Genomic DNA, 24,814 nt, shown 5'->3' with positions numbered 1-24,814 from the left:
TTCAATAACGGCTATAGCCTAACGAGTTTTTTCGCAAATGTTAAGCCAGAAACAGTTCGCACATTTATATAAGCCGCACCCGAACTCTGATTTAAAACAGGAAATGAATGTGAATATAAAGACTAATCGCTTTAAATTTGATGGGATGGCCTTATTGATCTGACTAAAGTGATTTACTTTGAGCAGAAAACTGCTGATTGAACCACTCTATAAATTGCTCTGCAATTGTGACCAGTAGATGTTCAGCTTTTTGATTATTTGGATATTCCAATTGATCGAACACCAATTTTCCTGACTGTATATGACAGCCCAGCGTTAAGGACTGATCATAATGGGGCGCAGACATATGAAACGCCACATATTCACCCTGCATAATCCGTTCAGCATAACTCACTGCCAAACAGTGATGAAAAATATTCGATTCTTCAATAATTCGCTCAATATGATGTAACTCTTCAAAAGTCCACCCCGAATATTGCAAAATCGTTTGCGGGGAGACGGCACTCCAAGTATTTACAGCAAAACTCTGTTTTAAACGCGCCAATATTTCATCTTTATGCAATTGCCGATGCCACTCGACCGCATGATGAAACAGGCCTAACCACGTTGTACTTTTGGCAATGTCCCGATTTTCATTAAAACAATAAATCAGATAGTCCCGCACATAGGCATCAAATACCGATACTCTCAAGTTCTGATACTTTAAATAAAATAAGGCTCTAAATTCATTCACTGGAACGTGATGACGGCGTAAGGTGCGATAAAAGCCTCGATTTTGATGGGTACTCGGATGCACATAACTAAGCAATTCTTGCGGTAAGTCCTGCACAATATGATGTAAATGCAGCATATAGGCTTGCATGACCCGACTGATTTTTTTATAGACCTGTTTGACAATTGCTTCATTCTCATCAGCCACATTTCTTAATAGATTCATCCATTCGTCTAAATACAAAATTGAGGGGCTAATCGCGATTCTTTGGTCTTCTACCGCTTGCTGCTGCCCTTTTAACACCACGCTTTGATTATTCTGATGCTCAAACCATTGCTCGGTGGTGGCATGCATATCACAACTTTGAATAAACATCCGGGCACAGGTATGCTGAAAATATTGCAAGGTCAATAAAATAATACAAGGATGAATCTGGCTGGTATCGACAAAACTTAAAGCAGTCACCGCCACACGAACATGACTGTGCTGGATATGGGTACTTAACCAGTCCAGTACCATGGCATCTTGTTTAAACAACCAGTTGACCGTACGCGAATAGTCAAAAATCGGGAGTCGCGCGACCTTCTTTTGCCAAATTTGCACCTGTGGTTGTAAAAAATTCTGCTTTGCCAGTAAATTATCCTTATGCCAGAGCTCACGGTTCATTAAGCGCACAAAGGCTAAAACATGACTTTGTTGTATGGCATAGGGCTGTAGCAAAGCAAAATCCGCTTGGTGATCGAGCAGCTCATCCAAATTAAATTTCTGCTCAAAAGTTAAGGTTGCAATACGGTATAAAGCGGTAGGCAAAAATTGTGCAGCACTATGACAAAGCTCATCATAGCTATCCATAAGTCCTTGCAAAGGCAAAAAATCCTCGCCATTCACAATATGCAAAGCACAAATCTGACTAAAATATTGTTTTAATGCTGGATCTAAACTGGCGTCTAAATCTTGGGCATGCGCAAAGCAGGCATATTTAGCCATCCCCAAGGCAGTCAAACGACGGTCTAATAAGGTGGCCTGCGCATCGGTCATCTGGTTTAAAAAAGCCAATAACCTAGCTGGCCCACCTACCCATTGATAAATCTGCTTGGAAATTAATTCGCGTAATTGCTGTGCCTTATTTTTTAAAAATAGTGAATGTTGTTCGTTCAGATGATCTGTAAGAAAACCCACATCATGCAAAAAGAAATCTTCCAGTAGCTCGGCATGCTGCCCTTTATAGCTAAAATTATGTTGAATAAATTGAGCAGGCATTGCACCTTGTACTAATTCAAATTTAATCTCAAACATGCCATTCATGATTGAAATACGATGTTGTTCCTGATCAATCTGAAACATATTTTGCGCATTAAGATGCCCCAACAATTGTAATTGTTGTTGTTGCATTGCGCTTAGGTCTGAAGAAAACCCCAGCAGCAGTTGAGCAATTTGACGATGTTGCGGTATTAAACGCTCTTGTTCCATACACGCCCTCATTCTACTTTTGTATAATGCTTCTCTTTATTTTAATCAAATTTTGAAAAAAAACACCTTTCTGAAACATTCTTCATATTTTATTAATTTTCATATAGATAAAAACTAAATTCTCCGATCTACTCAAAAAAATCTCGGTTATTAGGATTCTTGGTGCGAGGTTTTCGATCCGATGGTAGGTATTTGGTAGGTAGGCTTTCACCGACCTTCAGACAATACTCGAATTACGGTGAGAGTCACCGCTCAAAACATAACAATGGTAGAAGGAATCACACCATGGCTTTTAAAAATATTGCGGATCAAACAAACGGTTTTTATATTCCATGTGTTTCACTCTTTGGGCCAGGCTGTGCCAAAGAAATCGGAACGAAAGCTCAAAATTTAGGTGCAAAAAAAGCACTGATCGTGACCGATGCTGGTTTATTCAAATTTGGTGTAGCAGACACCATTGCAAGCTATCTTAAAGATGCTGGTGTAGATAGCCACATTTTCCCTGGCGCAGAACCCAACCCAACCGACATTAATGTACATAATGGTGTACAGGCTTACAATGATCATGCTTGTGATTTCATTGTGTCTTTAGGTGGCGGTTCATCTCATGACTGCGCTAAAGGTATTGGTCTGGTTACTGCTGGTGGTGGTCATATTCGCGATTACGAAGGTATTGATAAAAGCTCTGTACCAATGACACCGCTGATTGCTGTGAACACGACTGCGGGTACAGCATCAGAAATGACACGTTTCTGTATTATTACCAATACCGACACGCATGTAAAAATGGCAATTGTGGACTGGCGCTGCACCCCACTTATCGCAATTGATGATCCAAAACTGATGATTGCTAAACCAGCAAGCCTCACAGCAGCAACGGGTATGGATGCGTTAACGCATGCTGTTGAAGCCTATGTTTCTACTGCAGCAAACCCAATTACCGATGCCTGTGCAGAAAAAGCCATCTCAATGATCAGCGAGTGGTTACGCCCAGCAGTTGCAAATGGTGAAAACCTTGAAGCACGTGATGCGATGAGCTATGCGCAGTATCTTGCAGGTATGGCATTTAACAATGCATCCCTAGGTTATGTCCATGCTATGGCACATCAATTAGGTGGTTTCTACAACCTTCCTCATGGCGTGTGTAATGCGGTACTACTGCCACATGTCTGCGAATTCAACCTGATTGCCTGCCCAGACCGTTATGCCCGTATTGCAGAGCTAATGGGTGTCAATACTGATGGTTTAACCGTCACTGAAGCTGCCTATGCTGCAATTGATGCGATTCGTGAACTCTCTGCGTCTATTGGTATTCCATCAAGCTTGGCTGAGTTGGGCGTGAAGGAACAAGACCTTGGCATCATGTCTGAAAATGCCCAAAAAGATGCCTGCATGTTGACCAACCCACGTAAAGCTACTCATGCTCAAGTGGTAGATATCTTCAAAGCAGCGTTGAAAAGCGGTGCATCAGTGGTAGATTTTAAAGCAGCCGTGTAAGTTCTCTCCAATCTCTTACTTTTTGCTTTTGGCAACCCAGTTCTGGCTGAATCAGGCATGGGTTGCAGTCACTGTAGACTAACCAGTGATTGCAACCTAGATTCTCTACAGAAGAAGGCACTGGGTTGCATTTTTTTATTCTGTTTAGAATTCAGTTTGACAAACTCTCCGACTTCATCAAGGATTAAAGCCATAATAAATCCTGATGAGTATAACAATGACCTCACTTAAAATTCCAACGACCTACAAAACAGATGTGCTCGGTCCCGAATACCAACAACTCGTACTTGAATTTCCCGATGATTATGAAGGGAAAGTTATTGCCACCTTAGTGCGTAAAAAAGCAGATCAAACCACAACCAAAGCAGTACTGTATATTCACGGTTTTATTGATTATTTTTTTCAAACGGAAATGGCCGAACAATTTAATCAACACGGCTTTGACTTTTATGCCCTCGACCTACGTAAATATGGGCGTTCGCGCCTAGGGCACCAACAACTTTATAATGTTCGTGATTTACGGGAATATGATGCTGAAATCAGCAAATCCCTAGAAATTATCCAACAAGAAGGTCATGAGTCGGTTTTGCTGTGCGGACATTCTACTGGTGGTCTGATCACTACGCTTTATGCAGCACATTTCCCCGATCATCCGCTGATTAAAGGCTTATGGGCAAACAGTCCATTTTACGATTTCAATATGAGCGATTTTGAAAAGACCAAAGCCCTCCCGCATCTCAGTAAGCTTGGGCAACATTTACCCAACCTGCCCATGCCCAGCGGTCTAAACCCATGGTACGTGCCGAGCCTTCATTGTCATTATTCTGGGGAATGGAATTTTAATCTAGAGTGGAAACTTCCGAAATATCCTAAAGTAAAACTGAGTTTCATTCGTGCCATTCACGAAGCGCAAAAAGAGATTCATGCCGGTGTTACACTGACTGTACCGACTTTGGTGATGCACTCACATAAAACCACCAATCCTAAAAAATGGGGAATTGAAGCACAAACCAGTGACATCATTTTAAATGTAGCCGATATTCAAAAATATGCTGAGAAAATTCAGGGCGATGTCAGCATTGAAAGCATAGAAAATGGCTTACATGATCTGATCCTGTCAGCAAAAAATGTCCGAGAACAGGTCTATCAGTCGCTGTTTGATTGGATCAAGGAAAAAGGGATCTAATTAAAGATCCTCTCTATCCTTCAGTTTCAAAAGCGTTTGATGGACTGGGTGCGATTTTGGCATCAACTCGATCAAACGCTCAACAGCATCAATCGCTTCTGGAAAATGCGCGACATGCTTGAGTAATACATCGGTTTCATTGGCTTTAAAAATCGCATCACTGAGGCGTGATTCCAAACAATCTCGCCAAGCACACAAGAACGGACTTTCGGTTTTCGCCAAGAACACACCGGTATACAGTTTGAGCGCTGTTTCCAAATAACCTGCATCTAAAGCCTGTTCCGCCTGTAAAAAGTCTGCATCGACATTCACCAATAAGCGATAAGGTCGTGAGCCTAACATGCCCCCTAAAATATCGCGTAATTGCGACATTTCTGCCTTTAGCGTACCGATACTGACTTTACGTTCGCCATATAAGGCCTGATGCAAGGTATCTAAAGTTAAACCTTGTGGACAGAGTGCCAAAATCGCCAAAATTTCAATTTGGCGAGGCGTGAGCACCAAGACTTTGCCATTAAATAAAATCTGTGGCACTGCAAATGCCCGAATAAAAAGCTGCTGTTTCTGGTGCTCCAATAAAGCCATCTGGATAATCGAAGCGCAGCGCTCTGCGGCCAATAAACCTAGACTGTTATGGTTTTTCCATGTGGTAGATAAATCAATCACCCCCAAAACCTGCTTGGAGTACGGGTCAATAATCGGGGCTGCATAACAGACCCAATCCTGAATCGAGGTCATATAATGCTCATTCGAGAACACACAACTCGACTGCTGGGTTTTTAAGGACAATGCCAGCGCATTGGTACCAACCAATTCTTCACGCCACTGACCACCTTCAACAAAATGTACACTTTCCGCAGCACTTTGCATTTGATTACTAGATGCTGACCACACAATAGTACTGCCGATATCACCAACAGCAACCACCATAGAAGACTGTTCAGCAATATGTTTTAAATCTTCCGTGCAGCGTTGTAATGCATGCTCTAATGCGGTGTTTAAACCACGGCGATGCTGATGATTGATCGGTGCTGCCATACGATCTTTCGGAATCGCTGCAGAAGCTGAACGTTGCCATGAACTCGCAATACTTTGCCCTAATTGCTCTGCATGTAAAGGCGAAAGACTGCTACTTTGGCGATACTGATCAATCCTTTGTCTTTTTTCTAATAATGCCTGCTTATTCATCATTGCTTTCTCTCAACAACTAATGATTCGACGTCCTGTACTTAACTGTTTTTGTAAGCATTTGTCGTCCTGTTGTAAACCTTCTACATTCCAACCTTTCTCCAACCTTATGCTAGTTATGCTAAACAAATAATGTACTCATGTACCTTATACCAAAGCTGTAGATGCTTAAATAAACAACAAGCAAAGGAAATTATATATGCGTTATGCCGATCCTAATCAACCTGGTTCTAAGGTTCAATTTAAAGCACAATACGAAAACTTTATTGGCGGGCAATGGGTAGCACCTGTTAAAGGAGAATACTTCGAAAACATCTCCCCTGTCGATGGCAAAGTATTTACCAAGGTTCCTCGCTCAACGGTTGAAGATATCGAACTTGCGCTTGATGCAGCGCACAAAGCTAAGGCTCAATGGAGCAAATCCTCTCCTACTACTCGTTCAAATCTACTGCTTAAAATTGCAGATCGTTTAGAACAAAACCTTGAATTACTCGCAGTTGCAGAAACTTGGGACAATGGTAAACCTGTTCGTGAAACGCTTGCAGCTGATATTCCTTTAGCAATCGATCACTTCCGTTATTTCGCGGGCTGTATTCGTGCGCAAGAAGGTGGTATTTCTGAGATTGACGAAGACACAATTGCTTACCATTTCCACGAGCCATTGGGTGTGGTAGGTCAAATTATCCCATGGAACTTCCCAATTCTTATGGCGGCATGGAAACTCGCTCCTGCCTTGGCAGCGGGTAACTGTATCGTACTGAAACCTGCAGAACAAACCCCTGTCAGCATTTTACTTGTGGCTGAATTAATTCAAGACCTACTGCCTGAAGGTGTTTTGAATATCGTCAACGGTTATGGTGCTGAAGTCGGCCGTCCACTAGCAACTAGCCCACGTATTGCTAAAATTGCATTTACGGGTTCAACCCAAGTGGGTCAGTTGATCATGCAATATGCAACTGAAAACATTATTCCGGTTACTTTGGAACTTGGCGGTAAATCACCAAACATTTTCTTTGAAGATGTAATGGACCGTGAAGATGACTACCTAGATAAAGCCCTTGAAGGTTTTGCCATGTTTGCTTTGAACCAAGGTGAAGTGTGTACTTGCCCTTCACGTGCTCTAGTTCAAGAAAGTATTGCCGACAAATTCCTTGAAAAAGCCATTGAGCGTGTGAAACGTATTAAAACGGGTCACCCTCTAGACACTGAAACCATGATTGGTGCTCAGGCATCTCAAGAGCAACAAGACAAAATCTTGAGCTGTATTGCAACAGGTCGTGGCGAAGGTGCTGAGGTGCTTACTGGTGGTGGTTCACGTAGTGAAGTCGGCAGCGGTTTCTATATTGAACCGACCATCTTCAAAGGCAACAACAGCATGAAGATTTTCCAAGAAGAAATTTTCGGCCCAGTATTGTCTGTGACCACGTTCAAAGACTTTGATGAAGCAATCAAAATCGCGAACGACACCATTTATGGTTTAGGTGCAGGTGTTTGGTCTCGTTCTGCTCATACCTCTTACCGTGCGGGTCGTGCAATTGAAGCTGGACGTGTTTGGACCAACTGTTACCACATTTACCCTGCGCATGCGGCATTTGGTGGTTACAAGAAATCTGGTATTGGTCGCGAAAACCACAAAATGATGCTTGATCACTACCAACAAACCAAAAACTTGTTAGTGAGCTACTCAACCAAACCAGCGGGCTTCTTCTAATTCTTTATTGAAACTTGTTTCCTTTGCAAGAAAACTGAAAACAGCGAACCACGGTTCGCTGTTTTCTTATTAAGTTGTTCATTTTATTTCTTTATTTTGATGGCTTTTTTACAATGCCGCAGCCTTTAAGATTCAGCAGTCGGCTGCATCATCTGTTGAACCTCTGTTTGATCTTCAGCTTTAAATAATATTGCTAAACAGACAAAAATAAGTCCCATACCCAACCAACCTAAACCATCCAATTGCTCACCGACAATCAGCATTGCAAATATCGCAGCCATAAACGGTTCAAACAAGGTCAAGGTCACAGCGCGACTCGCAGGCACAGTTTTTAGTCCATAGCCAAACAATAAATAGCCCAAAAACATCGGGATTAACATCATGTAGCCAACTACATACACATTGACGGCTTCATCAAACAGATTTGCTCCTGTATAGCATGCGGTTGGTAGCAACAACATCGCTCCGAAACCAAAAATCAGTCCGATGGAGGCTTTGGCATCTACACCACGATCAATCATTTTCTTGGCTGCCCATGAATACAGCGAATACGTCAGCCCTGCGACCAAGCCCAAAATGATGCCCAAAATTTTCTGATCAGTCGAATGTGCTTGTAGATTGCTTGAAGTATGAGACTCACCTAAAGACAATAACAGCACCCCCACTATGCCAAAGCAGCAGCTCGCAAACCAGCGTTTTGATAATTGCTTTTGGTCAAAAATCCGCTCGAATAAAGCGGTAAATAACGGCGCAGTACCAATAGAAACCACCGTGCCTATGGTGATACCAGCCATATGCATAGAGCTATAAAAAGCCAAGGGATAGATAGCAACAGATACAGCACCTAAGAGCAAAATGCCTTTATGCTGCGGGATGTCGTGGAGATGCTGAATAATCTGTTTTCTTGCCAGTAGTGCCTGTAGCAGCCCACCGCCGCCCATTGCCAAAGCACCAATCGCCAGCGGGCTTAGATTCGGCGCAAACGAAGCCGCTGTACCCGTAGTTCCCCACAATACCGATGCAATCAGTACTGCAATAAAGCCATAGTGAGCCGTGAAATCAAATTTCAAGTTCACGTGTGCATCTCCTGCTGCAACAAACGCAGGATCATTTGTTTCGCTGCATGCACTTTATTCCCATTGCCTTCCAGTCCTGCACGAGCGATAGAGCCTTCCAACACAAAAGAAATTAGCAGTGCCAACTCCTGTACTTTGTTCTGGTCTTGCAACATCTCACCCAAATGCCCCAGCACAATCTGCTCAACTTCATCTTTATGCTGTTTAACCACCATACGCTCAGGGCTTGCAGCAGGAAATTCCGCGGCTGCATTCAATAAACCGCAGCCTCTAAATCCTTTTTCATAAGCATATTCGGCATGATCTTGATAGGCATCAAACACCGCAAGAATTCGTTCAAATGGCGTTCGAGCATGGGCTAATCGCTTGGCATACAGATCTAACCATTCTTGATGTCGCGCTTGAATATAGGTCGCAATCAGATCGGATTTAGTCGGAAAATTATTATATAAAGACATTTTTGCAACCCCAGCTCGCTCGGTAATTGCATTAATGCCGGTATTGGCAATTCCATCGTTATAAAACAAAACTGCTGCCGCATCTAATATTTTTTCTTTTGCACTCTTATTGCCCATTGCCCTCACCAAATAGGTATACCGATCTACCTAATTTATAAAAAAGCACAAAAATTTGCAATCAGAAATGAACGCATGAATTTAATCTAAGCGTTTTTAAAGTTTAGAACATAGAAAAAAATAAGCTCTTGTACCACCACTGTCATACAAGAGCGCTGAGGCTAATGTTGAATTTAAGCTTCAGCTAAAGCCTGTTCTAAGAAGTGCAAATGGTCGATACCCCAGTAAATTTCACCTTGATTAAACCACGTCGGCGCACCAAAAACTCCACGCTCAACGGCTTCCTCGGTCACTAATTTTAACTGCTGTTTAACCTGTTCATCTTGCAACCAAACTTGAACCTGTTGCATTTCCAAACCCAAATCTTGCAAAACTTGCTTTAGCACGTCCAAATCATTGAGATTTTTAGGCTCACCAAACATGGCATGAAAAATTCCTGTTAATACTGGCAAGAACTGCGCTGGCGCGTAAAGCTGTACAGCCGTGAGCAAACGCATAATTTGCAAGGTATTTAGCGGGAAATAAGGATTCATGTGCATAGGGATATGCCACAGCTTCGACCAGCGCTGCAAATCATTCATGGCATATTGTGCTTTTGCAGGGACGGTCATGGGGCTACTATTTCCCGTAGCTTTAAACACGCCACCCAATAGCATCGGTTTCCATATAATTTTTGCGTGTTGCTCTTCAGCAATTTTTTGAATGCGATGGAAACCCAAATAACTATAAGGACTGCCTAAATCAAAATAAAACTCAATTTTTTTCATAACTCTCTCCCTGTTTAGCTTAAGTCAATTACCAACGTTCCATCCATGGTCTAAGATCAAGCTCATGTGTCCAAGCATCACGTGGTTGGTGCGCTAAATGCCAGTAGTTTTCTGCAATATGCGCAGGATTCAAGATTCCATCTTGTTGTTTCAATGCATAAATTTCAGGAAAAGTGGTTTCAATAAAATCAGTATCAATTGCCCCATCCACCACAACATGCGCAACATGAATATTTCTTGGACCTAATTCACGCGCCATACTCTGCGCCAAAGCACGTAAGGCATGTTTTGCCCCTGCAAATGCCGCAAAATTTGCTGCCCCGCGAATGCCTGCGGTTGCCCCTGTAAAAATAAGTGTGCCATGTTCACGTTGCACCATACGTTTAGCAACTTCCCGCCCCACCAGAAACGCACTAAAACATGCCATTTCCCAAATTTTAAAATACTTACGGGCCGTTTCCTCTAAAATACTGCAAGGCACATTAGCACCAATATTAAAAACCATTACAGCAATTGGACCTATTTCAGACTCGATTTGCTCAATTAACTCGACCACCTGTTCTTCTTGACGTGCATCGGAAGCAAAGCCATATGCAGTGCCGCCAAAATTCTGAATCTCGTCAATTAACGGCTGTAACTTTTCTGCATTACGTCGGGTCATACACACGGTATACCCACCTCGCGCAAATCGCTTGGCAATTTCACCCCCTGTGGCGTCGCCCGCACCAATAATTAAAGCAACCCCTTGTGGGCGATTTCCCTGCTTATTTTCTTTTTCCATTTTAAAAACCCATTAACATAACGATCGTTACTATAACGAATACTATGTTATTATTTTCACATCGTCAAACCTCCTTTTAGGTCTAGTGCTATGCGATATAAACCGGGATATAAACAAGAAAAACGCAAAGAATTGCTACAGATCAGTGGTCAACTGGCGAAACAACAAGGTTTTGCAGCGACAGGCGTAGATGGTTTTATGAAAGCTGCTGGCGTAACCAGTGGTGCCTTTTATTCGCACTTTTCATCCAAACATGAATTGTTTAAGGCACTGGTAGAAGCCGAGCTGCAATACAGTTTAGACATGTGGCAAAAAAATCCCCATGACAATCCTCAAGACTGGATTGATTTTGAACTGAATCGTTATTTAAATATCAGCCATCTGCAACATGCTGATCGAGGCTGTATGTTGCCTGCTCTAGCCAGTGAAGTTGCGCGTTCTGATACAGAAGTGAAACAGCTTTATCAGCAAGAGTTACAACGTGGACATGCACTTTTTGCCCAGCATTTAGGCTGTGAAATCAAGGCTTGGGCTGTTCTCAGCCAACTGGTTGGCAGTATTACCCTTGCGCGCGGCATGGCTGATTTAGCGTTACAAAAGCAAATCCTAGAATCTAGTCGCACATTCCTGAAAGCCAGCTTATTTAACTAAACAGAATTCCTTTCGGATTCAGCAGCATTTGGTTTATAGTCAGCTGAATCTAATCGTATTTCTGACGAACCAAACCGCATGAAAACAACAGATCCCGACTTTCCTGAAACCATTTACGCCATTCAGCATCTTGCTTTTGAAGACCTCGGGGCTTTGGAAGATACTTTTTATCAACTCGGCTTTCGTGTGCGCTATGTCGAAGCGGGTGTGGATGATTTGACTAAAGCCCTTGAACACCCAGGCTTAACCGTCATTTTAGGTGGACCGATTGGTGTCTATGAATCAGCAGACTATCCTTTCCTTACACAAGAAATTGAACTCCTCAAGCAACGACTGGCCCTTAATTTACCCACACTCGGTATTTGCTTAGGGGCACAACTGATTGCCCATGCGCTTGGCGCTAAAGTCTATGCCGGTACGCAAAAAGAAATTGGCTGGAGCAGTTTAGAAATTAAACCTATCGCTCAGAACCCGCTCGCATTGCTTAAGGAGATCCCTGTTTTACACTGGCACGGCGATACCTTCGATTTACCCGAACATGCTGAACTTTTGGCGAGCTCTACCCTCTACCCGCATCAAGCCTTTAAGCTAGGTTCTAATATTCTGGCTTTACAATTTCATCTCGAAGTAGCGGCAGATGCGATGGAAAAATGGTTGATTGGTCATACCTGCGAATTACGCCATGCCAACATAGATATTCAAACCCTACGGGTGGATAACCAACGCTTTGCACCCGCTTTAGAGCAAAATGCACCGCAAGTGCTTGAGTTTTTTATGCAACATATTGAGTAAAATTGCTAGATCAAATCGATCCGCCATGTCTCTCTAATAATAAATGGACATAAAAAAGGCACTCAATCCGAGTGCCTTTTACTTTCCCGAAGAAATCGTGGGGAGATTATTTCTTCGCAGGAACTGATGCTTCAGTGGTAATGTTTACAGTAATTTTATCACCGACATTTGGTACATAAGCACCTACACCAAATGCAGAGCGATCGAATGAAGTTGTGGCATTAAAACCAATGGATTGTAGTTTGGTCATTGGATGCTCACCTTGCTTGTTCATTACTGCATCAAGCACCACAGGTTTAGTCACATCTTTAACAGTTAAGTTACCTGTAATTTTATATTGGTTATTACCTAAAGCTTCAACTTTAGTACTTTTAAAGGTGATGTTTGGATAATTGATGGCATCAAAAAATTCAGCTTTTTTCAAATGCTCATCCAACACTTTTACATTGGTGTTCAAACTCGCCAAAGGAATCGTTACATCCACTGATGAATTGGCGGGCTTTTCATTATCGACATTAATGGTACCTTGAATATCGCTAAAGTTTGCAGATGGTGTAGAAAAACCAAAATGGCTCCATGAGAACACCGTTGCCGTGTGGGTCGGATCAATTTTATAAGCCACTGGCTTTGCCATCGATAGTGTTGCTACAGAAGCAACCGCCAAACCTAATGTTAATGTTTTCAAGTTCATATGATTCTATCTCATCTCAGAATGATTATTAGTGTATAGCTTTCCATTTTTTATTCACTGTTATGGATAAGACGATATGTTGCAATTATAGAACAGTTGATTGAATTTAGATTTTTTAAGATAAATCGCAACAATATTGATGACTGACAGCGAGTTTTAATCATGATATTAAAATACATGAAAAACAACTGAAACTGCCCATAATTAAACTTTAATCGTTCTGATTTAGATTTTTTTAACCATAAAAAAACGCCTCTAATTAGAGGCGTTTTTCTTCAGAATGAACAGATTAAGCTGTTAATTCTTTTACTGCATTCACAACCGCTTCAGTAGTAATACCGAAGAACTGGAATAAATCTTTCGCAGGTGCAGATTCACCATACGTTGTCATACCAATCACTTTGCCGTCTAGACCAACAAACTTCCACCAGTAATCAACGTGAGCTGCTTCAACCGCAACACGCGCACGAATATGCGCTGGAAGTACGGCTTCACGGTAAGCAGCATCTTGCTTCATAAATTCTTCAGCACATGGCATAGAAACGACACGCACGCCTTCTAATTGCGCATAAGCTTCCATCGCTAACGATACTTCAGAACCCGTCGCAATAATAATTGCTTTTAATTCACCTTTTTCTTCAGCCAATACATAACCACCTTTCGCGACGTTCTCAATTTGTGCTTGAGTACGTGCTTGGAATGGTAAGTTTTGACGAGAGAAGATTAACGCTGAAGGACCGTCTTTACGCGACAATGCAGACTTCCAAGAAACTGCTGTTTCTACGGTGTCTGCTGGACGCCATGTATTTAGATTTGGCGTACCACGTAAAGATGCAATTTGTTCGATTGGCTGGTGCGTTGGACCATCTTCACCTAAACCAATAGAGTCATGAGTATACACATGAATAACACGCTGTTTCATCAATGCAGACATACGTACTGCGTTACGCGCATATTCCATGAACATTAAGAATGTTGCCACGTAAGGAATGAAACCACCATGCAAAGCAACACCGTTTGCCATTGCAGTCATACCAAACTCACGTACGCCATAGTGTACGTAGTTACCCGCTGGGTTGTCTTGAACGCCTTGGCAACCTTTCCAAAGGGTTAAGTTAGAACCCGCTAAGTCCGCAGAACCACCCAATAATTCAGGCAACAATGGACCAAATGCTTGTAAAGTATTTTGGCTTGCTTTACGCGTTGCAATGGTTTCTGCTTTAGCATTGGTTTCAGCGATGAAAGCATCTGCTTGAGCAGCAAAATCTGCTGGTAAGTCACCTTCAATACGACGTAATAATTCAGCGGCTTCGGTTGGGTACTTCGCTTGGTATTGAGCAAATACTGCATTCCAAGCTGCTTCAGCTTCAGAACCTTTAGCTTTTGCATCCCATGCTGCATATACGTCAGCTGGAATTTCAAATGCACCTTCTGTCCAGCCTAATGCTTCACGGGTTAATGCAATTTCATCATTGCCTAACGGAGCACCGTGACAGTCTTCTTTACCTTGTTTATTTGGAGAACCTAAACCAATAATTGTTTTACAAATAATGATAGTAGGTTTTTGAGTCTCAGCTTTAGCATCCAAAGTCGCTTGACGGATTGCCGCAGCATCATGACCGTCTACACGAAGTACTTGCCAACCATAAGCTTTGAAACGTTGTTCTGTATCGTCAGAGAACCAACCTTCAACTTCACCATCAATTGAAATGCCATTGTCGTCGTAATAAGCAATTAACTTACCAAGACCGAGTGTACCTGCAAGAGAACATACTTCATGAGAAATACCTTCCATTAAACAACCATCACCTAAGAAACAGTAAGTGAAATGGTCAACAACCGTAAGATCTTCTTTGTTGAATTGAGCAGCTAAAGTTTTTTCAGCCAGCGCAAAACCAACCGCATTGGCAATACCCTGACCCAATGGACCAGTTGTGGTTTCAATACCAGGTGCATATCCATATTCTGGGTGACCCGGTGTCTTAGAATGAAGCTGACGGAACGCTTTTAAATCTTCAATTGAAAGCTCATAACCCGTTAAATGTAATAATGCATATTGCAGCATTGAGCCATGACCATTCGACAATACAAAACGGTCACGGTTCGCCCATTGTGGGTTCGTCGGGTTATGGTTTAAAAATTCGCGCCACACGACGTCTGCAATATCTGCCATCCCCATTGGTGCACCTGGATGTCCTGAGTTGGCTTTTTGCACAGCATCCATAGCCAATACACGAATTGCATTTGCAATACGACGTTCGTTCAAAGGGGTTGTCATAGATCAGAGTCCAATTAAAACAATTTAAAGAAGATGAATATCACATTCAAAACTAGGCACTATTGTCTTAAAAAAAGTGGGATGGGTAAAGCCTTATACGCAATTTTTACCGATTAAATGCTACTTAAGTGGACTTGAATGAATCAAAACTTTGGGATTCTGATTTCAGCTGCAAACAATGGGCTTAGTGCTTTATCAACACCATAAAATTTTTGATCTTTTAATTGTTATACTTTTTACAAAATCAGATTCCAAACGCATTGTGTTGTAATAGTTGTAATAATTGAATGATCAGGAACAATCTATAGGCATATTTTCTGCAGATGCAATGCAATACCCACCTTAGCACTTAGTTAATCTAGTCTTGATAGATGCAACCTCATCTTTTATCCATCTATGTATTTAAACCTCTACCCGCATTGAAATCTCTAGTTAATACGATGATGTACTTATTCCACCTAGCTTTAACCAACTAGCATACGAAATACATTGTCAGTGCTGCAATTCACACGCCACATCAAACTGTTATGAAAATGTTTAACTAGAGTTGGAACAAACAAAGCGTTCACTGCAGAGAGCGAAAAATTACTGTCCAAAAAATACCTTTTCTTGAATAATCCTCCCGATGTGCAAACACCTCAACTTGTATCAATTTGTGTTTATTTTCATCAATAACACCCCTTTTAAAAGGCAATTAAAGCTTCGTTATCAGTTTTTTAGATGCTTATATCAAATAAAAAGTCATTGAATTGAAATAAATTCATCCTTTTTTATACAAGATGAGCTAGTCCTAAAGTCTAACTCGATGTAACATATTGCGTCTTTAAAATTAACTGTGATAGGACTTATGCGCGAGTACGCTGTATTTACTTCGGAATCTGTAAGCGAAGGCCATCCAGATAAAATGGCTGATCAGATCAGTGATGCTATCTTGGATGCAATCTTAAAAGAAGACCCATATGCGCGGGTTGCTTGTGAAACGCTTGTAAAAACGGGTGCTGTCGTACTTGCTGGCGAAATCACAACAACTGCGAATATCGATGTTGAAGCGATTGTACGTCAAACTGTTAACGGCATTGGCTATCATCACTCAGACTTAGGTTTTGATGGTTCAACTTGTGCTGTCATCAACATGATTGGTAAACAATCTCCTGAAATTGCTCAGGGTGTTGACCGCCAAAAGCCTGAAGATCAAGGTGCAGGCGACCAAGGTTTGATGTTTGGTTATGCAAGCCGTGAAACTGATGTACTGATGCCAGCACCAATTTCATATGCTCACCGCTTAATGGAAAAACAAGCTGAATTACGTCGCAACGGCTCACTACCGTGGTTACGCCCAGATGCTAAAAGCCAAGTCACTTTTGCGTATGAAAATGGCAAACCAGTTCGTTTAGATGCTGTTGTATTGTCAACTCAACATGATCCTGAAATTTCACAAGCGAACTTAAAAGAAGCTGTGATTGAAGAGATCGTGAAGAAAATTATTCCTGCAGAAATGTTCCATGCAGACACTAAATTCCACATCAACCCAACGGGGATGTTTGTGATTGGTGGCCCTGTAGGTGACTGTGGTTTAACAGGCCGTAAAATCATTGTAGATACCTACGGCGGAATGGCACGTCATGGTGGCGGTGCTTTCTCGGGTAAAGACCCTTCTAAAGTTGACCGTTCTGCAGCATACGCGGGTCGTTATGTTGCGAAAAACATTGTTGCAGCAGGTTTAGCTGACAAGTGTGAAATTCAAGTGTCTTATGCAATTGGTGTTGCAGAGCCAACTTCTATTTCAATCAACACTTTTAACACAGGTAAAGTGCCTGACGAACTCATCATCCAATTGGTTCGTGAACACTTTGACCTACGCCCATACGGCATTACCCGTATGCTAGACCTGATTCAACCTATGTATAAGCAAACGGCTGCATATGGTCACTTTGGTCGTGAAGGCTCAGACACCGCATTTACTTGGGAAAAAACAGACAAGGTTGAAGCGCTTAAATCTTCTGCTGGTCTCTAATATTTTCCTTACAAAAAAAACGCTCACTTCGGTGAGCTTTTTTGTGCCATTCAAAAAAAAATTCTCATAACAAAATGTTTCAAGTGTTGTTATAGCATGCCGACCTATTCAACTCGCCATATAGAAAAATAATTGAATAAAATCGAAACATTAACCCACAAAGACACTCTCAACCACATTCAATTCAACCTTTTCACTACAATTAGATTCCACCATTCCAATTTACACATCAGCATAGAAATTAGGCAAAAAAGAGCTTATAAATAAAAAAATAGGTTTTTGCCCTTTAAAAAATTTAGCCTATCCCTATTAAATATTTATATGTTTACAGGAGTTGTCTCGTGAAAAAGGTTGTGAAAGCAAAAAATTTAATCGCATTTCGTATTTGGTTAGAAAAATTAGGTTATTCAGTAAAAAGCCTAGCAGATGACCGTGGCTTTACTTTTAGTTTTAAAAAAGAATATGGCTTAGTAACTTGTGATTTGGCGGGCAATTCTTTAGCAATGCAACTTGGCGAAGAATTTGAAGATCATTTAAAAGCATAACATCTCAATTTTTCTGTTCGACCGTATAAGACCATCACACATCAGCGAGTCGCTATTCCTTTATATTTTAAGCCCTACGGGGCTTTTTTTGTTGAGGAGGAATACCCTTCACCGAACCCTTTATACTACCCACAAAGCAGCGATTTCAACGCAGAATGGCTTAGGTTCGTGAATGCTCCAATTATGTATTCTGACCGCAAGATATAAAAACTTTAAGTCATCAAACCCAACCACTTTCTTACAGGCAACAAAAAAGCAAGGTATTAACCTTGCTTCATTATTTTAACCCAAAGTATTAAGTGGTGGGGGCGAAGAGACTCGAACTCTTACACCTCGCGGCGCTGGAACCTAAATCCAGTGCGTCTACCAATTTCGCCACGCCCCCATCATACTGGGTTTCACACTGAGTGTGAAAAATTTGGCAGAGGATCAAGGACTCGAACCTTGACGAACGGTTTTGGAGACCGTCATGCTACCATTACACCAATCCTCTGTTACCTAAACACCATCAACTGATGATTAAGTGGTGGGGGCGAAGAGACTCGAACTCTTACACCTTGCGGCGCTGGAACCTAAATCCAGTGCGTCTACCAATTTCGCCACGCCCCCGATGGCTGTGTATATTATAGAGATCACTCCCCTCTGGCAAGCCCTTTTTATGAAAAAAACTCTTGTTTGATTAAATATAAAACAAAAACTGCAATTATGTACTTTTCTTAAGCAATTTCAGTAACTAAGGCACGTTTTATTGCATAAATATTGTCAAATCTAGCAGCTTTATGCTTTGCCAACATCTTCGACAAAAGTGATTGAAATACTAAAAATTTCTCAGGCAGTACAATTTCTAAGCGCTGACAATGTAAATAAGCCCAATCTTGGTAATTTTCTGCAGATAAGCGCTGCCCAGACAACCATTCATAGAAGATAATGCCTAAAGCATAGATATCAGTCTGTTCACTTTTAGCATCCCCATGAAACAGTTCGGGTGCCATATAGCGTGGGGTTGCATTCATTGCGATCTGGTTGAGCGCATGCATAGGCTGCGTCTGCTCAAAATCAATCAGCTTGAGCTGCCCCGCATATTCCACAAAATGTTCCCGCTTCAGATCGGCATGCAACCACTGCGCGTCATGCATCAGCTGAACCACGGTTAAGGCACGTAAAAAATGATGCTGAATAGTAGAAATATCCTGCCGCTGTGCATCGAGGGCGAAGTATGCTGCTGCATCAGGCACAATCAGGGCTTGCTCGAATAGCAGCTCTGTTTCGTTCGCTAGCCCCCATTCAAGCAGTGCCGACTTGGGCAGCGTTTTGAATGGTAAGGTTATTTGGGTAAGTTCAGTGGCATTCTGCCCCTGCCGATAAAACTCAAGCTCACGCTGGAACCCCTGTTGATACATCGGATGTCCCTGCTGCAATTGCAGCTTTAGCCAAAAGTTTTGATTGTTAGCTTGAAAAGAATACAGCCTGCGTCCAAATTGCAGGCTGTTGTGTTTGGTTTTTAATTGCAGAGCTTGAATATCTGAAACTTCAGGCAGTATGGGCTTGAGCATGTGTTTGTGGGTGTGTGAGTTGATAGTTGATTAACTCCAGCGCATGCTGAATCGTTTTGCCAATCCGTGCATGTGTTTCAATACTGGAAATTTTAGGCCATGTGGCACGCTCACCTTCGCGTTGCAACAGCTTGAACAAATGTGGGCGTGGATTTTGTAGCATATAGCTATAATGCCGTAGGCTATAATTTCCAATAATATTCACATCACCATAGTAACGCTGATCAACCACACCATAACCATGATCAAGCAAGCGCCTTACTGATGGAATTTTACCAACACGCTCTCGGGCAAAATCCATAATCCCCTTGGTAATCACTTCACCCTGTCGTCGAATAATCCGTTCGGGCCAACTCAATACATCTCGACGGAAGCGAGATAAGTCATCTTGCATGAACGGTACAATATGTGGATTGACTTGACTGGCAATGCTGTAGTTCAAATTATATAAGCGTGCCATTTTTTCCTGCGGGAAATCGCTACGCACACTACCATCGACCCAACGCGTTGTTGCCATATAAGGGGTATGCTCACCATCATAGCGTTTACTGGTCAGCTTTACAGGCGGGAATAGAATAGGAACAGCACACGAAGCCAGCACAGCGCTCCAAACCAATAAATCTGGAGATGTATAGGTATTCATAATACGTGCATCTTGTAAGGCATCATAAGGCGCTACTGCAATATTGATATACAATCCTGATTGTTTATAGGCTTCATCAAAGGTGAGATCGCCCATATTTTCTATCAGGAATTTCTTTAAATACTTCACATCAGCTACGCCACCATTTCGCTTTAACAAATCACCAAATTTACGAAAATGAAAAGCATCACTAAAGAAGTTATCACCATTTAAAATACTAGAGATATCTTTCGGCTTAGAAACTCCTAGCATCGCGGTCATGATGGCTCCCGCGCTAGAACCCGAAAGCACTTTGGGCATCAAGTCCTGCTCAATCAGTGCCTTACACACTCCCGTATGAAACAACCCTAAAGTTGCTCCCCCAGAAAACATCAATGCTGGCTGCCCATAGGCTTTTTCACAATGTCTAAAGAAATCGAGCTTTTCTTGTAAAGTGAGACAATCACACGCTTCTGAAGCCACGAAAGCCAGACTGGCACTCACCTCTTCAACATAATCTTCAATAATGGTTTTAGTGCCAACATAAGTTGCTGCAAACAACATCGGGTGGGCGATATTGGCAATATCGTAAGTTAAGCCTTCTCGCAGCAAATACATCAAATCACGCGAACGGTGCTGAAAGCGGTAGCGTTTTAATAATTTAAGCCGATAGGAAATCATCTCGGCATCAAAATACGGTGAGCAATTGTCATACTTCCATTCTTGTGCACCAGATTCCTGATCAATTTTCAGCGCAATACTTTTCCACTCTTCATAACTTTCGGCTTGTTCTAATTGTCTTTTTAACTTTTTTATACGATAGGCTTGATGCGGATTCATGTCCTGTAAGAAATCTTGAAATAACATAGCTTCCCTCAAACACCTGTTCTTAAATACATAAACTTTAAATCTTCGACATTCATTATTTTGAAATTTACGCTCACGGATAGTGATTCGCTTTCACTCACATAATACTATACAGTCTAAGCCCAAGGCTGATGTTGGTCTTATGTGCTACTTTATCGTAATTATAAGCTGAATGACTATGGCAACTATTGAATTACCTGACGCGATTTTGCAATCCCTCTCTCAAGTGCTTTCGCAATTACAACAAAGCCTTCCTGCGCTTAAACAAGATCCCGATTTTTCTGCTCCTGCATTTAAATGGCAGAATCAACAACTGATTCCGATTTATCATCCCAAGAAAATTGAACTGGATGATTTAAAAGGCATTGAGCGTCAAAAAGCCAAAGTCATTCAAAACACCCTGCAATTTTTAAATGGGCTGCCTGCCAATGATGTCTTGTTGACGGGTTCGCGCGGTACAGGTAAATCCTCTATTGTCCGTGCGCTTTTAAGCCAATATCAAGATCAAGGTTTACGTTTAATTGAAATTGAGCGTGATGATTTATCTGACTTACCGCAAATTCAAGCCATTATTCAAAACCGTCCTGAAAAATTCATCGTCTATTGTGATGACTTGGCGTTTAACGCAGAAGACGAGAACTACCGCAGCCTAAAAAGTGTCTTAGATGGCTCGCTTCAGTCTGGCTCAAGCAATTTTATTATTTATGCCACCAGTAACCGTCGTCATTTGTTACCTGAATTCATGCATGAAAATACGCCTGTGACGCGTGTAGATGTACCTCAATACACGGAACTGCATCCGCAAGAAGCGATTGAAGAAAAAATTTCCTTGTCAGATCGTTTTGGTTTATGGCTCTCTTTCTATCCGATGGATCAAGCCCTATATTTAGAAATTGTGGCGCATTATTTGGCGAAATCAAATATGCCAATGACCGATGAAACCCGAGCAGAAGCACTCAGATGGTGTCAGGCTCGTGGGCAGCGTTCAGGGCGTGCCGCCTATCAATTCTCCAAACACTGGGTGGGTTCGCAACAGTTAAATCAGCTCTAATTTTTTATAAAATAAGTTCGCTTAAACAATGTGTGAAACGATATTTACTTTTATTCGCAATACATCATTTTTATGGCAAGAAGCCCAATCTTTGAGGATTGGGCTAAATCCAATACGATAAACAATTGATTTATATTTGAGTATAAAAATAATTTCGTATAGTTGCCTGTATGTTAATTTTAGAAATAAGAAACATAACTACCCATTAAACCTCCATACACTGGTCAAAAAATTTTGAGCAGAATCCCATGGCGTTTTATGCAGATCTTTTTGAAAATGCACCAAAGTAAAATCAGACCCGAGTCTCGTTTGTAATTGCTCAATACGATATCTTTTGACTGGCAAACCACTGCATTGTGTTGGACCATCCTCAGCAAAAATGGACATAACTAAATATCCACCCTTCTTTAATGCACCTTTTAAGTTTGCTAAATAGTGCTCTTGTTGCTCATCAGTGACCATAAAATGAAATACCGCTCGATCATGCCATAAGTCAAAGCACTGTTTTGGCAATGAAACAGCACAGATATCTCCAACTAACCAATGAATATTTTCTTTTGTTAAGCCTTTATCAACTAACCTTGATTGCGTCTTTTCAAGTGCTGTTTCAGATAGATCCAATACATACAAGTTGGCATATCCAGATTCAACAAGTTGGTCAATTAACATCGATGCACCACTGCCAACATCAATAATTTGTTGATCGGGTTGAATGCTTAATCTTTTTAAAATATCTAAAAATTGATCATCTCTAGCCTGATACCAGCTGACCTGATCCACTTCTTTTGTTTGATAAACATTTTCCCAATGATTTTGACTCATACTTAATCACGACCTACACCTTCTTCATGCTCTCTAGATTAGCAGCGTTTCAAGTTAATTAGACTATGTATTTTTCTACGCCATTTAACCTACTCGCAATTACAAGAAATTCTTATAGTATCCGAATATAAATCAATACTTTAATTAAAAAATTAGCCATTAGAAAAGTTCACTAATCCGTCTTTTAAACCTATTTGAAACTTTCAATGAATAAAATAGAACAAAAAACACTCTAAAACTTAATAAATCGAGTTAAATCAATGCTTACCACCCCAAAATTTATCCGCAATTTCTGTGGATAACCCTAGGGGTAAATATTTTACAGTGGCGTAATCCAGAGCTTACAACAATTCAGGTTTATAACGGCTACACCTCCATCTCAAATATTTATAGGATTAATCTCATAGAGAACAGGATGTTCCAAAACATAAAACAACAATCATAAGTTCAGCATCAGGACGTGAGGTACGACAGGAGTTATACCTAACCAAGTAATACGAAAAAGCCCGACAGGATGTCGGGCTTTTTTACTTTTCTAAACAAAAATTGGTTTTTATATTCCTGATATATCAGCAGGATTCGACAATTCAGTCATTGGCCAACGCGGTGTTGTGGTAACCGACAATCCATCATGCTGCCCAGCCTTCAAACGTTGGTAGCCTGCAAAAGCAATCATGGCACCGTTGTCCGTACATAAAGCGGGTTCTGCATAATACACTTGCCCACGAATCTTAGTTAAGTCGGCTTCTAAACGCTCACGTAAGCGTTTATTGGCACTTACACCGCCTGCAATCACTAAACGCTTTAAACCTGTCTGTTTCATTGCTTTTACAGATTTCTTCACCAGAGTATCAACCAGCGCCTCTTGGAATGACGCAGCAATATCGGCTTCGCGCCCTTCGCCTTGCACTTTTTTTAACTGAACAGAAACAGCTGTTTTTAGCCCACTAAAAGAGAAATCTAAACCTTGATGTAACATTGGACGCGGGAATTCAAATGCAGTGCTGTCGCCTTGCTCAGCCAATTTAGAAATATTTGGACCGCCTGGATAAGGCAAACTCATCATCTTCGCCACTTTATCAAAAGCTTCACCCGCAGCATCATCAATTGACTCACCGAGCAATTCATATTGCCCAATACCATAGGCTGCCATTAATTGGGTGTGCCCACCCGAAACCAGTAAGGCCACAAATGGAAATTCAGGCGGAGTTGCAGACAACAATGGTGCCAGCATATGTCCTTCCATATGATGCACACCAATTGCAGGCTTATTTAAAGCAAAGGCCAAAGTTCGTCCAAATAATGCACCTGTCATTAATGCCCCCATTAAACCCGGTCCACGGGTATAGGCAATCGCATCAATTTCAGATTTTTTTACGCCACTGTCTAACAACAGTTGATCTAACAAGGGAATAAGTTTACGCACATGGTCACGTGAAGCCAATTCTGGAACAACTCCGCCATATTCTGCATGCAGCTTAATCTGACTATACAAAACCTGCCCGCGTAAGCCGTTTTCACTGTCATACAGTGCCAAACCTGTTTCGTCACACGATGTTTCTAAGCCTAAAACGATCATTAAACTGCCTACAACCTATATCAAATCTAAAGCGAAACCTATTATAGACTTGTGATATGAGATGTAAATGAGTAAAATACTGACCTTCACTTGTGATCAAGGCAATCATGCCGAGATCTTATCCATAACTTAATGAGGATTCTTCATGCCACAAGTTAAATTGAAAGAAGGCGAACCAGTAGACGTAGCTATCCGTCGTTTCAAACGTTCATGCGAAAAAGCGGGTGTTTTAGCTGACGTACGTAAGCGCGAGTTCTACGAAAAACCAACTCAAGAACGTAAGCGTAAAAAAGCTGCTGCTGTTAAGCGTTACCAAAAGAAATTGGCGCGCGAATCAGTTCGTACTACACGCCTTTACTAAGATTTATTTGTGATTGATTGACGAC

At 41.5% G+C, this 24,814-nt stretch carries 21 protein-coding genes and 3 tRNA genes; 9 read left to right on the top strand and 15 right to left on the bottom strand.

From position 1 onward, the window contains the following. Positions 1 to 163: 163 nt before the first annotated feature. Complete coding sequence (locus ACX17N_RS09380) at positions 164 to 2,182, bottom strand: hypothetical protein (protein ID WP_458892307.1); 2,019 nt, start codon at positions 2,180 to 2,182, stop codon at positions 164 to 166. Between the two features lie 285 nt (positions 2,183 to 2,467). On the opposite strand from ACX17N_RS09380, the gene mdh reads away from it, so the two are divergent. Then, on the top strand, positions 2,468 to 3,679 hold the full coding sequence (gene mdh / locus ACX17N_RS09375) for an iron-dependent methanol dehydrogenase (RefSeq protein WP_458892306.1): 1,212 nt from the start codon (positions 2,468 to 2,470) through the stop codon (positions 3,677 to 3,679). A gap of 217 nt (positions 3,680 to 3,896) precedes the next feature. Then, positions 3,897 to 4,865 carry an alpha/beta hydrolase gene (locus tag ACX17N_RS09370; protein ID WP_458892305.1) on the top strand — a complete coding sequence of 323 codons (969 nt, stop codon included), beginning with the start codon at positions 3,897 to 3,899 and terminating at the stop codon, positions 4,863 to 4,865. Here the strand turns inward: ACX17N_RS09370 and ACX17N_RS09365 are convergent, their stop codons facing one another. Beyond that, on the bottom strand, positions 4,866 to 6,056 hold the full coding sequence (locus tag ACX17N_RS09365) for a transcriptional regulator (protein WP_458892304.1): 1,191 nt from the start codon (positions 6,054 to 6,056) through the stop codon (positions 4,866 to 4,868). It abuts the gene before it with no gap. A 196-nt stretch (positions 6,057 to 6,252) separates the two neighbouring features. Here ACX17N_RS09365 and exaC point away from each other — a divergent pair, with 196 nt between their 5' ends. After that, positions 6,253 to 7,764 carry an acetaldehyde dehydrogenase ExaC gene (gene exaC / locus ACX17N_RS09360; protein WP_458892303.1) on the top strand — a complete coding sequence of 504 codons (1,512 nt, stop codon included), beginning with the start codon at positions 6,253 to 6,255 and terminating at the stop codon, positions 7,762 to 7,764. Positions 7,765 to 7,889: 125 nt separating this feature from the next. Here the strand turns inward: exaC and ACX17N_RS09355 are convergent, their stop codons facing one another. The 4 genes from ACX17N_RS09355 to ACX17N_RS09340 form a co-directional block, all read right to left on the bottom strand. Further along, the gene (locus ACX17N_RS09355) at positions 7,890 to 8,840 is read right to left on the bottom strand and encodes a DMT family transporter (RefSeq protein ID WP_458892302.1); all 951 of its coding nucleotides are present in this window, start codon (positions 8,838 to 8,840) and stop codon (positions 7,890 to 7,892) included. Beyond that, positions 8,837 to 9,415 (bottom strand): TetR/AcrR family transcriptional regulator, encoded by a 579-nt coding sequence (locus ACX17N_RS09350; protein ID WP_458892301.1) that lies wholly within the window; start codon positions 9,413 to 9,415, stop codon positions 8,837 to 8,839. The genes ACX17N_RS09355 and ACX17N_RS09350 overlap by 4 nt, the downstream gene beginning before the upstream one ends. A gap of 173 nt (positions 9,416 to 9,588) precedes the next feature. Further along, entirely contained in the window at positions 9,589 to 10,182 is a 594-nt protein-coding gene (locus ACX17N_RS09345) for a DsbA family protein (protein ID WP_458892300.1), read from the bottom strand. Positions 10,183 to 10,210: 28 nt separating this feature from the next. Continuing rightward, positions 10,211 to 10,963 (bottom strand): SDR family oxidoreductase, encoded by a 753-nt coding sequence (locus ACX17N_RS09340; protein ID WP_458892299.1) that lies wholly within the window; start codon positions 10,961 to 10,963, stop codon positions 10,211 to 10,213. A gap of 90 nt (positions 10,964 to 11,053) precedes the next feature. Between ACX17N_RS09340 and ACX17N_RS09335 the strand changes: the two genes are divergently transcribed. Together ACX17N_RS09335 and ACX17N_RS09330 are read left to right on the top strand one after the other, a co-directional pair. Beyond that, positions 11,054 to 11,614, top strand: a complete 561-nt coding sequence (locus ACX17N_RS09335; protein WP_458892298.1) for a TetR/AcrR family transcriptional regulator — start codon at positions 11,054 to 11,056, stop codon at positions 11,612 to 11,614. A gap of 78 nt (positions 11,615 to 11,692) precedes the next feature. Continuing rightward, a complete protein-coding gene (locus tag ACX17N_RS09330) occupies positions 11,693 to 12,406 on the top strand; it encodes a glutamine amidotransferase (RefSeq protein ID WP_458892297.1) in 714 nt (237 codons plus the stop codon). Between the two features lie 106 nt (positions 12,407 to 12,512). Here the strand turns inward: ACX17N_RS09330 and ACX17N_RS09325 are convergent, their stop codons facing one another. Further along, positions 12,513 to 13,097 carry a YceI family protein gene (locus ACX17N_RS09325; protein ID WP_458892296.1) on the bottom strand — a complete coding sequence of 195 codons (585 nt, stop codon included), beginning with the start codon at positions 13,095 to 13,097 and terminating at the stop codon, positions 12,513 to 12,515. A 289-nt stretch (positions 13,098 to 13,386) separates the two neighbouring features. Then, positions 13,387 to 15,375, bottom strand: coding sequence for a transketolase (gene tkt / locus ACX17N_RS09320; protein WP_458892295.1), 1,989 nt, complete (start codon positions 15,373 to 15,375; stop codon positions 13,387 to 13,389). 847 nt (positions 15,376 to 16,222) lie between these two features. Here tkt and metK point away from each other — a divergent pair. Both metK and ACX17N_RS09310 read left to right on the top strand, forming a co-directional pair. Further along, on the top strand, positions 16,223 to 17,389 hold the full coding sequence (metK, locus tag ACX17N_RS09315) for a methionine adenosyltransferase (protein ID WP_458892294.1): 1,167 nt from the start codon (positions 16,223 to 16,225) through the stop codon (positions 17,387 to 17,389). Positions 17,390 to 17,730: 341 nt separating this feature from the next. Next, positions 17,731 to 17,934 (top strand): hypothetical protein, encoded by a 204-nt coding sequence (locus ACX17N_RS09310; protein WP_016167644.1) that lies wholly within the window; start codon positions 17,731 to 17,733, stop codon positions 17,932 to 17,934. 300 nt (positions 17,935 to 18,234) lie between these two features. Here the strand turns inward: ACX17N_RS09310 and ACX17N_RS09305 are convergent. From ACX17N_RS09305 to ACX17N_RS09285, 5 genes are all read right to left on the bottom strand, one after another. Further along, positions 18,235 to 18,319, bottom strand: a tRNA-Leu gene (locus ACX17N_RS09305). A 34-nt stretch (positions 18,320 to 18,353) separates the two neighbouring features. After that, a tRNA-Trp gene (locus ACX17N_RS09300) sits at positions 18,354 to 18,427 on the bottom strand. A gap of 31 nt (positions 18,428 to 18,458) precedes the next feature. After that, positions 18,459 to 18,543, bottom strand: a tRNA-Leu gene (locus tag ACX17N_RS09295). A gap of 107 nt (positions 18,544 to 18,650) precedes the next feature. Continuing rightward, complete coding sequence (locus ACX17N_RS09290; RefSeq protein WP_458892293.1) at positions 18,651 to 19,487, bottom strand: protein kinase domain-containing protein; 837 nt, start codon at positions 19,485 to 19,487, stop codon at positions 18,651 to 18,653. Continuing rightward, positions 19,465 to 20,976 (bottom strand): DUF3336 domain-containing protein, encoded by a 1,512-nt coding sequence (locus tag ACX17N_RS09285; protein WP_458892292.1) that lies wholly within the window; start codon positions 20,974 to 20,976, stop codon positions 19,465 to 19,467. The genes ACX17N_RS09290 and ACX17N_RS09285 overlap by 23 nt, the downstream gene beginning before the upstream one ends. A gap of 178 nt (positions 20,977 to 21,154) precedes the next feature. Here ACX17N_RS09285 and ACX17N_RS09280 point away from each other — a divergent pair, with 178 nt between their 5' ends. Beyond that, on the top strand, positions 21,155 to 22,027 hold the full coding sequence (locus ACX17N_RS09280; protein ID WP_458892291.1) for an ATP-binding protein: 873 nt from the start codon (positions 21,155 to 21,157) through the stop codon (positions 22,025 to 22,027). A 198-nt stretch (positions 22,028 to 22,225) separates the two neighbouring features. Here the strand turns inward: ACX17N_RS09280 and ACX17N_RS09275 are convergent, their stop codons facing one another. Beyond that, positions 22,226 to 22,849, bottom strand: a complete 624-nt coding sequence (locus tag ACX17N_RS09275; RefSeq protein ID WP_458892290.1) for a class I SAM-dependent methyltransferase — start codon at positions 22,847 to 22,849, stop codon at positions 22,226 to 22,228. A 553-nt stretch (positions 22,850 to 23,402) separates the two neighbouring features. Beyond that, positions 23,403 to 24,428 (bottom strand): tRNA (adenosine(37)-N6)-threonylcarbamoyltransferase complex transferase subunit TsaD, encoded by a 1,026-nt coding sequence (gene tsaD / locus ACX17N_RS09270; protein WP_458892289.1) that lies wholly within the window; start codon positions 24,426 to 24,428, stop codon positions 23,403 to 23,405. 145 nt (positions 24,429 to 24,573) lie between these two features. Here tsaD and rpsU point away from each other — a divergent pair, with 145 nt between their 5' ends. Next, positions 24,574 to 24,789 (top strand): 30S ribosomal protein S21, encoded by a 216-nt coding sequence (gene rpsU, locus ACX17N_RS09265; protein WP_001136722.1) that lies wholly within the window; start codon positions 24,574 to 24,576, stop codon positions 24,787 to 24,789. Positions 24,790 to 24,814 lie beyond the last annotated feature (25 nt).

This window comes from Acinetobacter sp. GXMZU3951, assembly GCF_054457875.1.
Note: the sequence above shows the minus strand (reverse complement) of the source record. Positions and strands in the feature narration are given on the sequence as shown.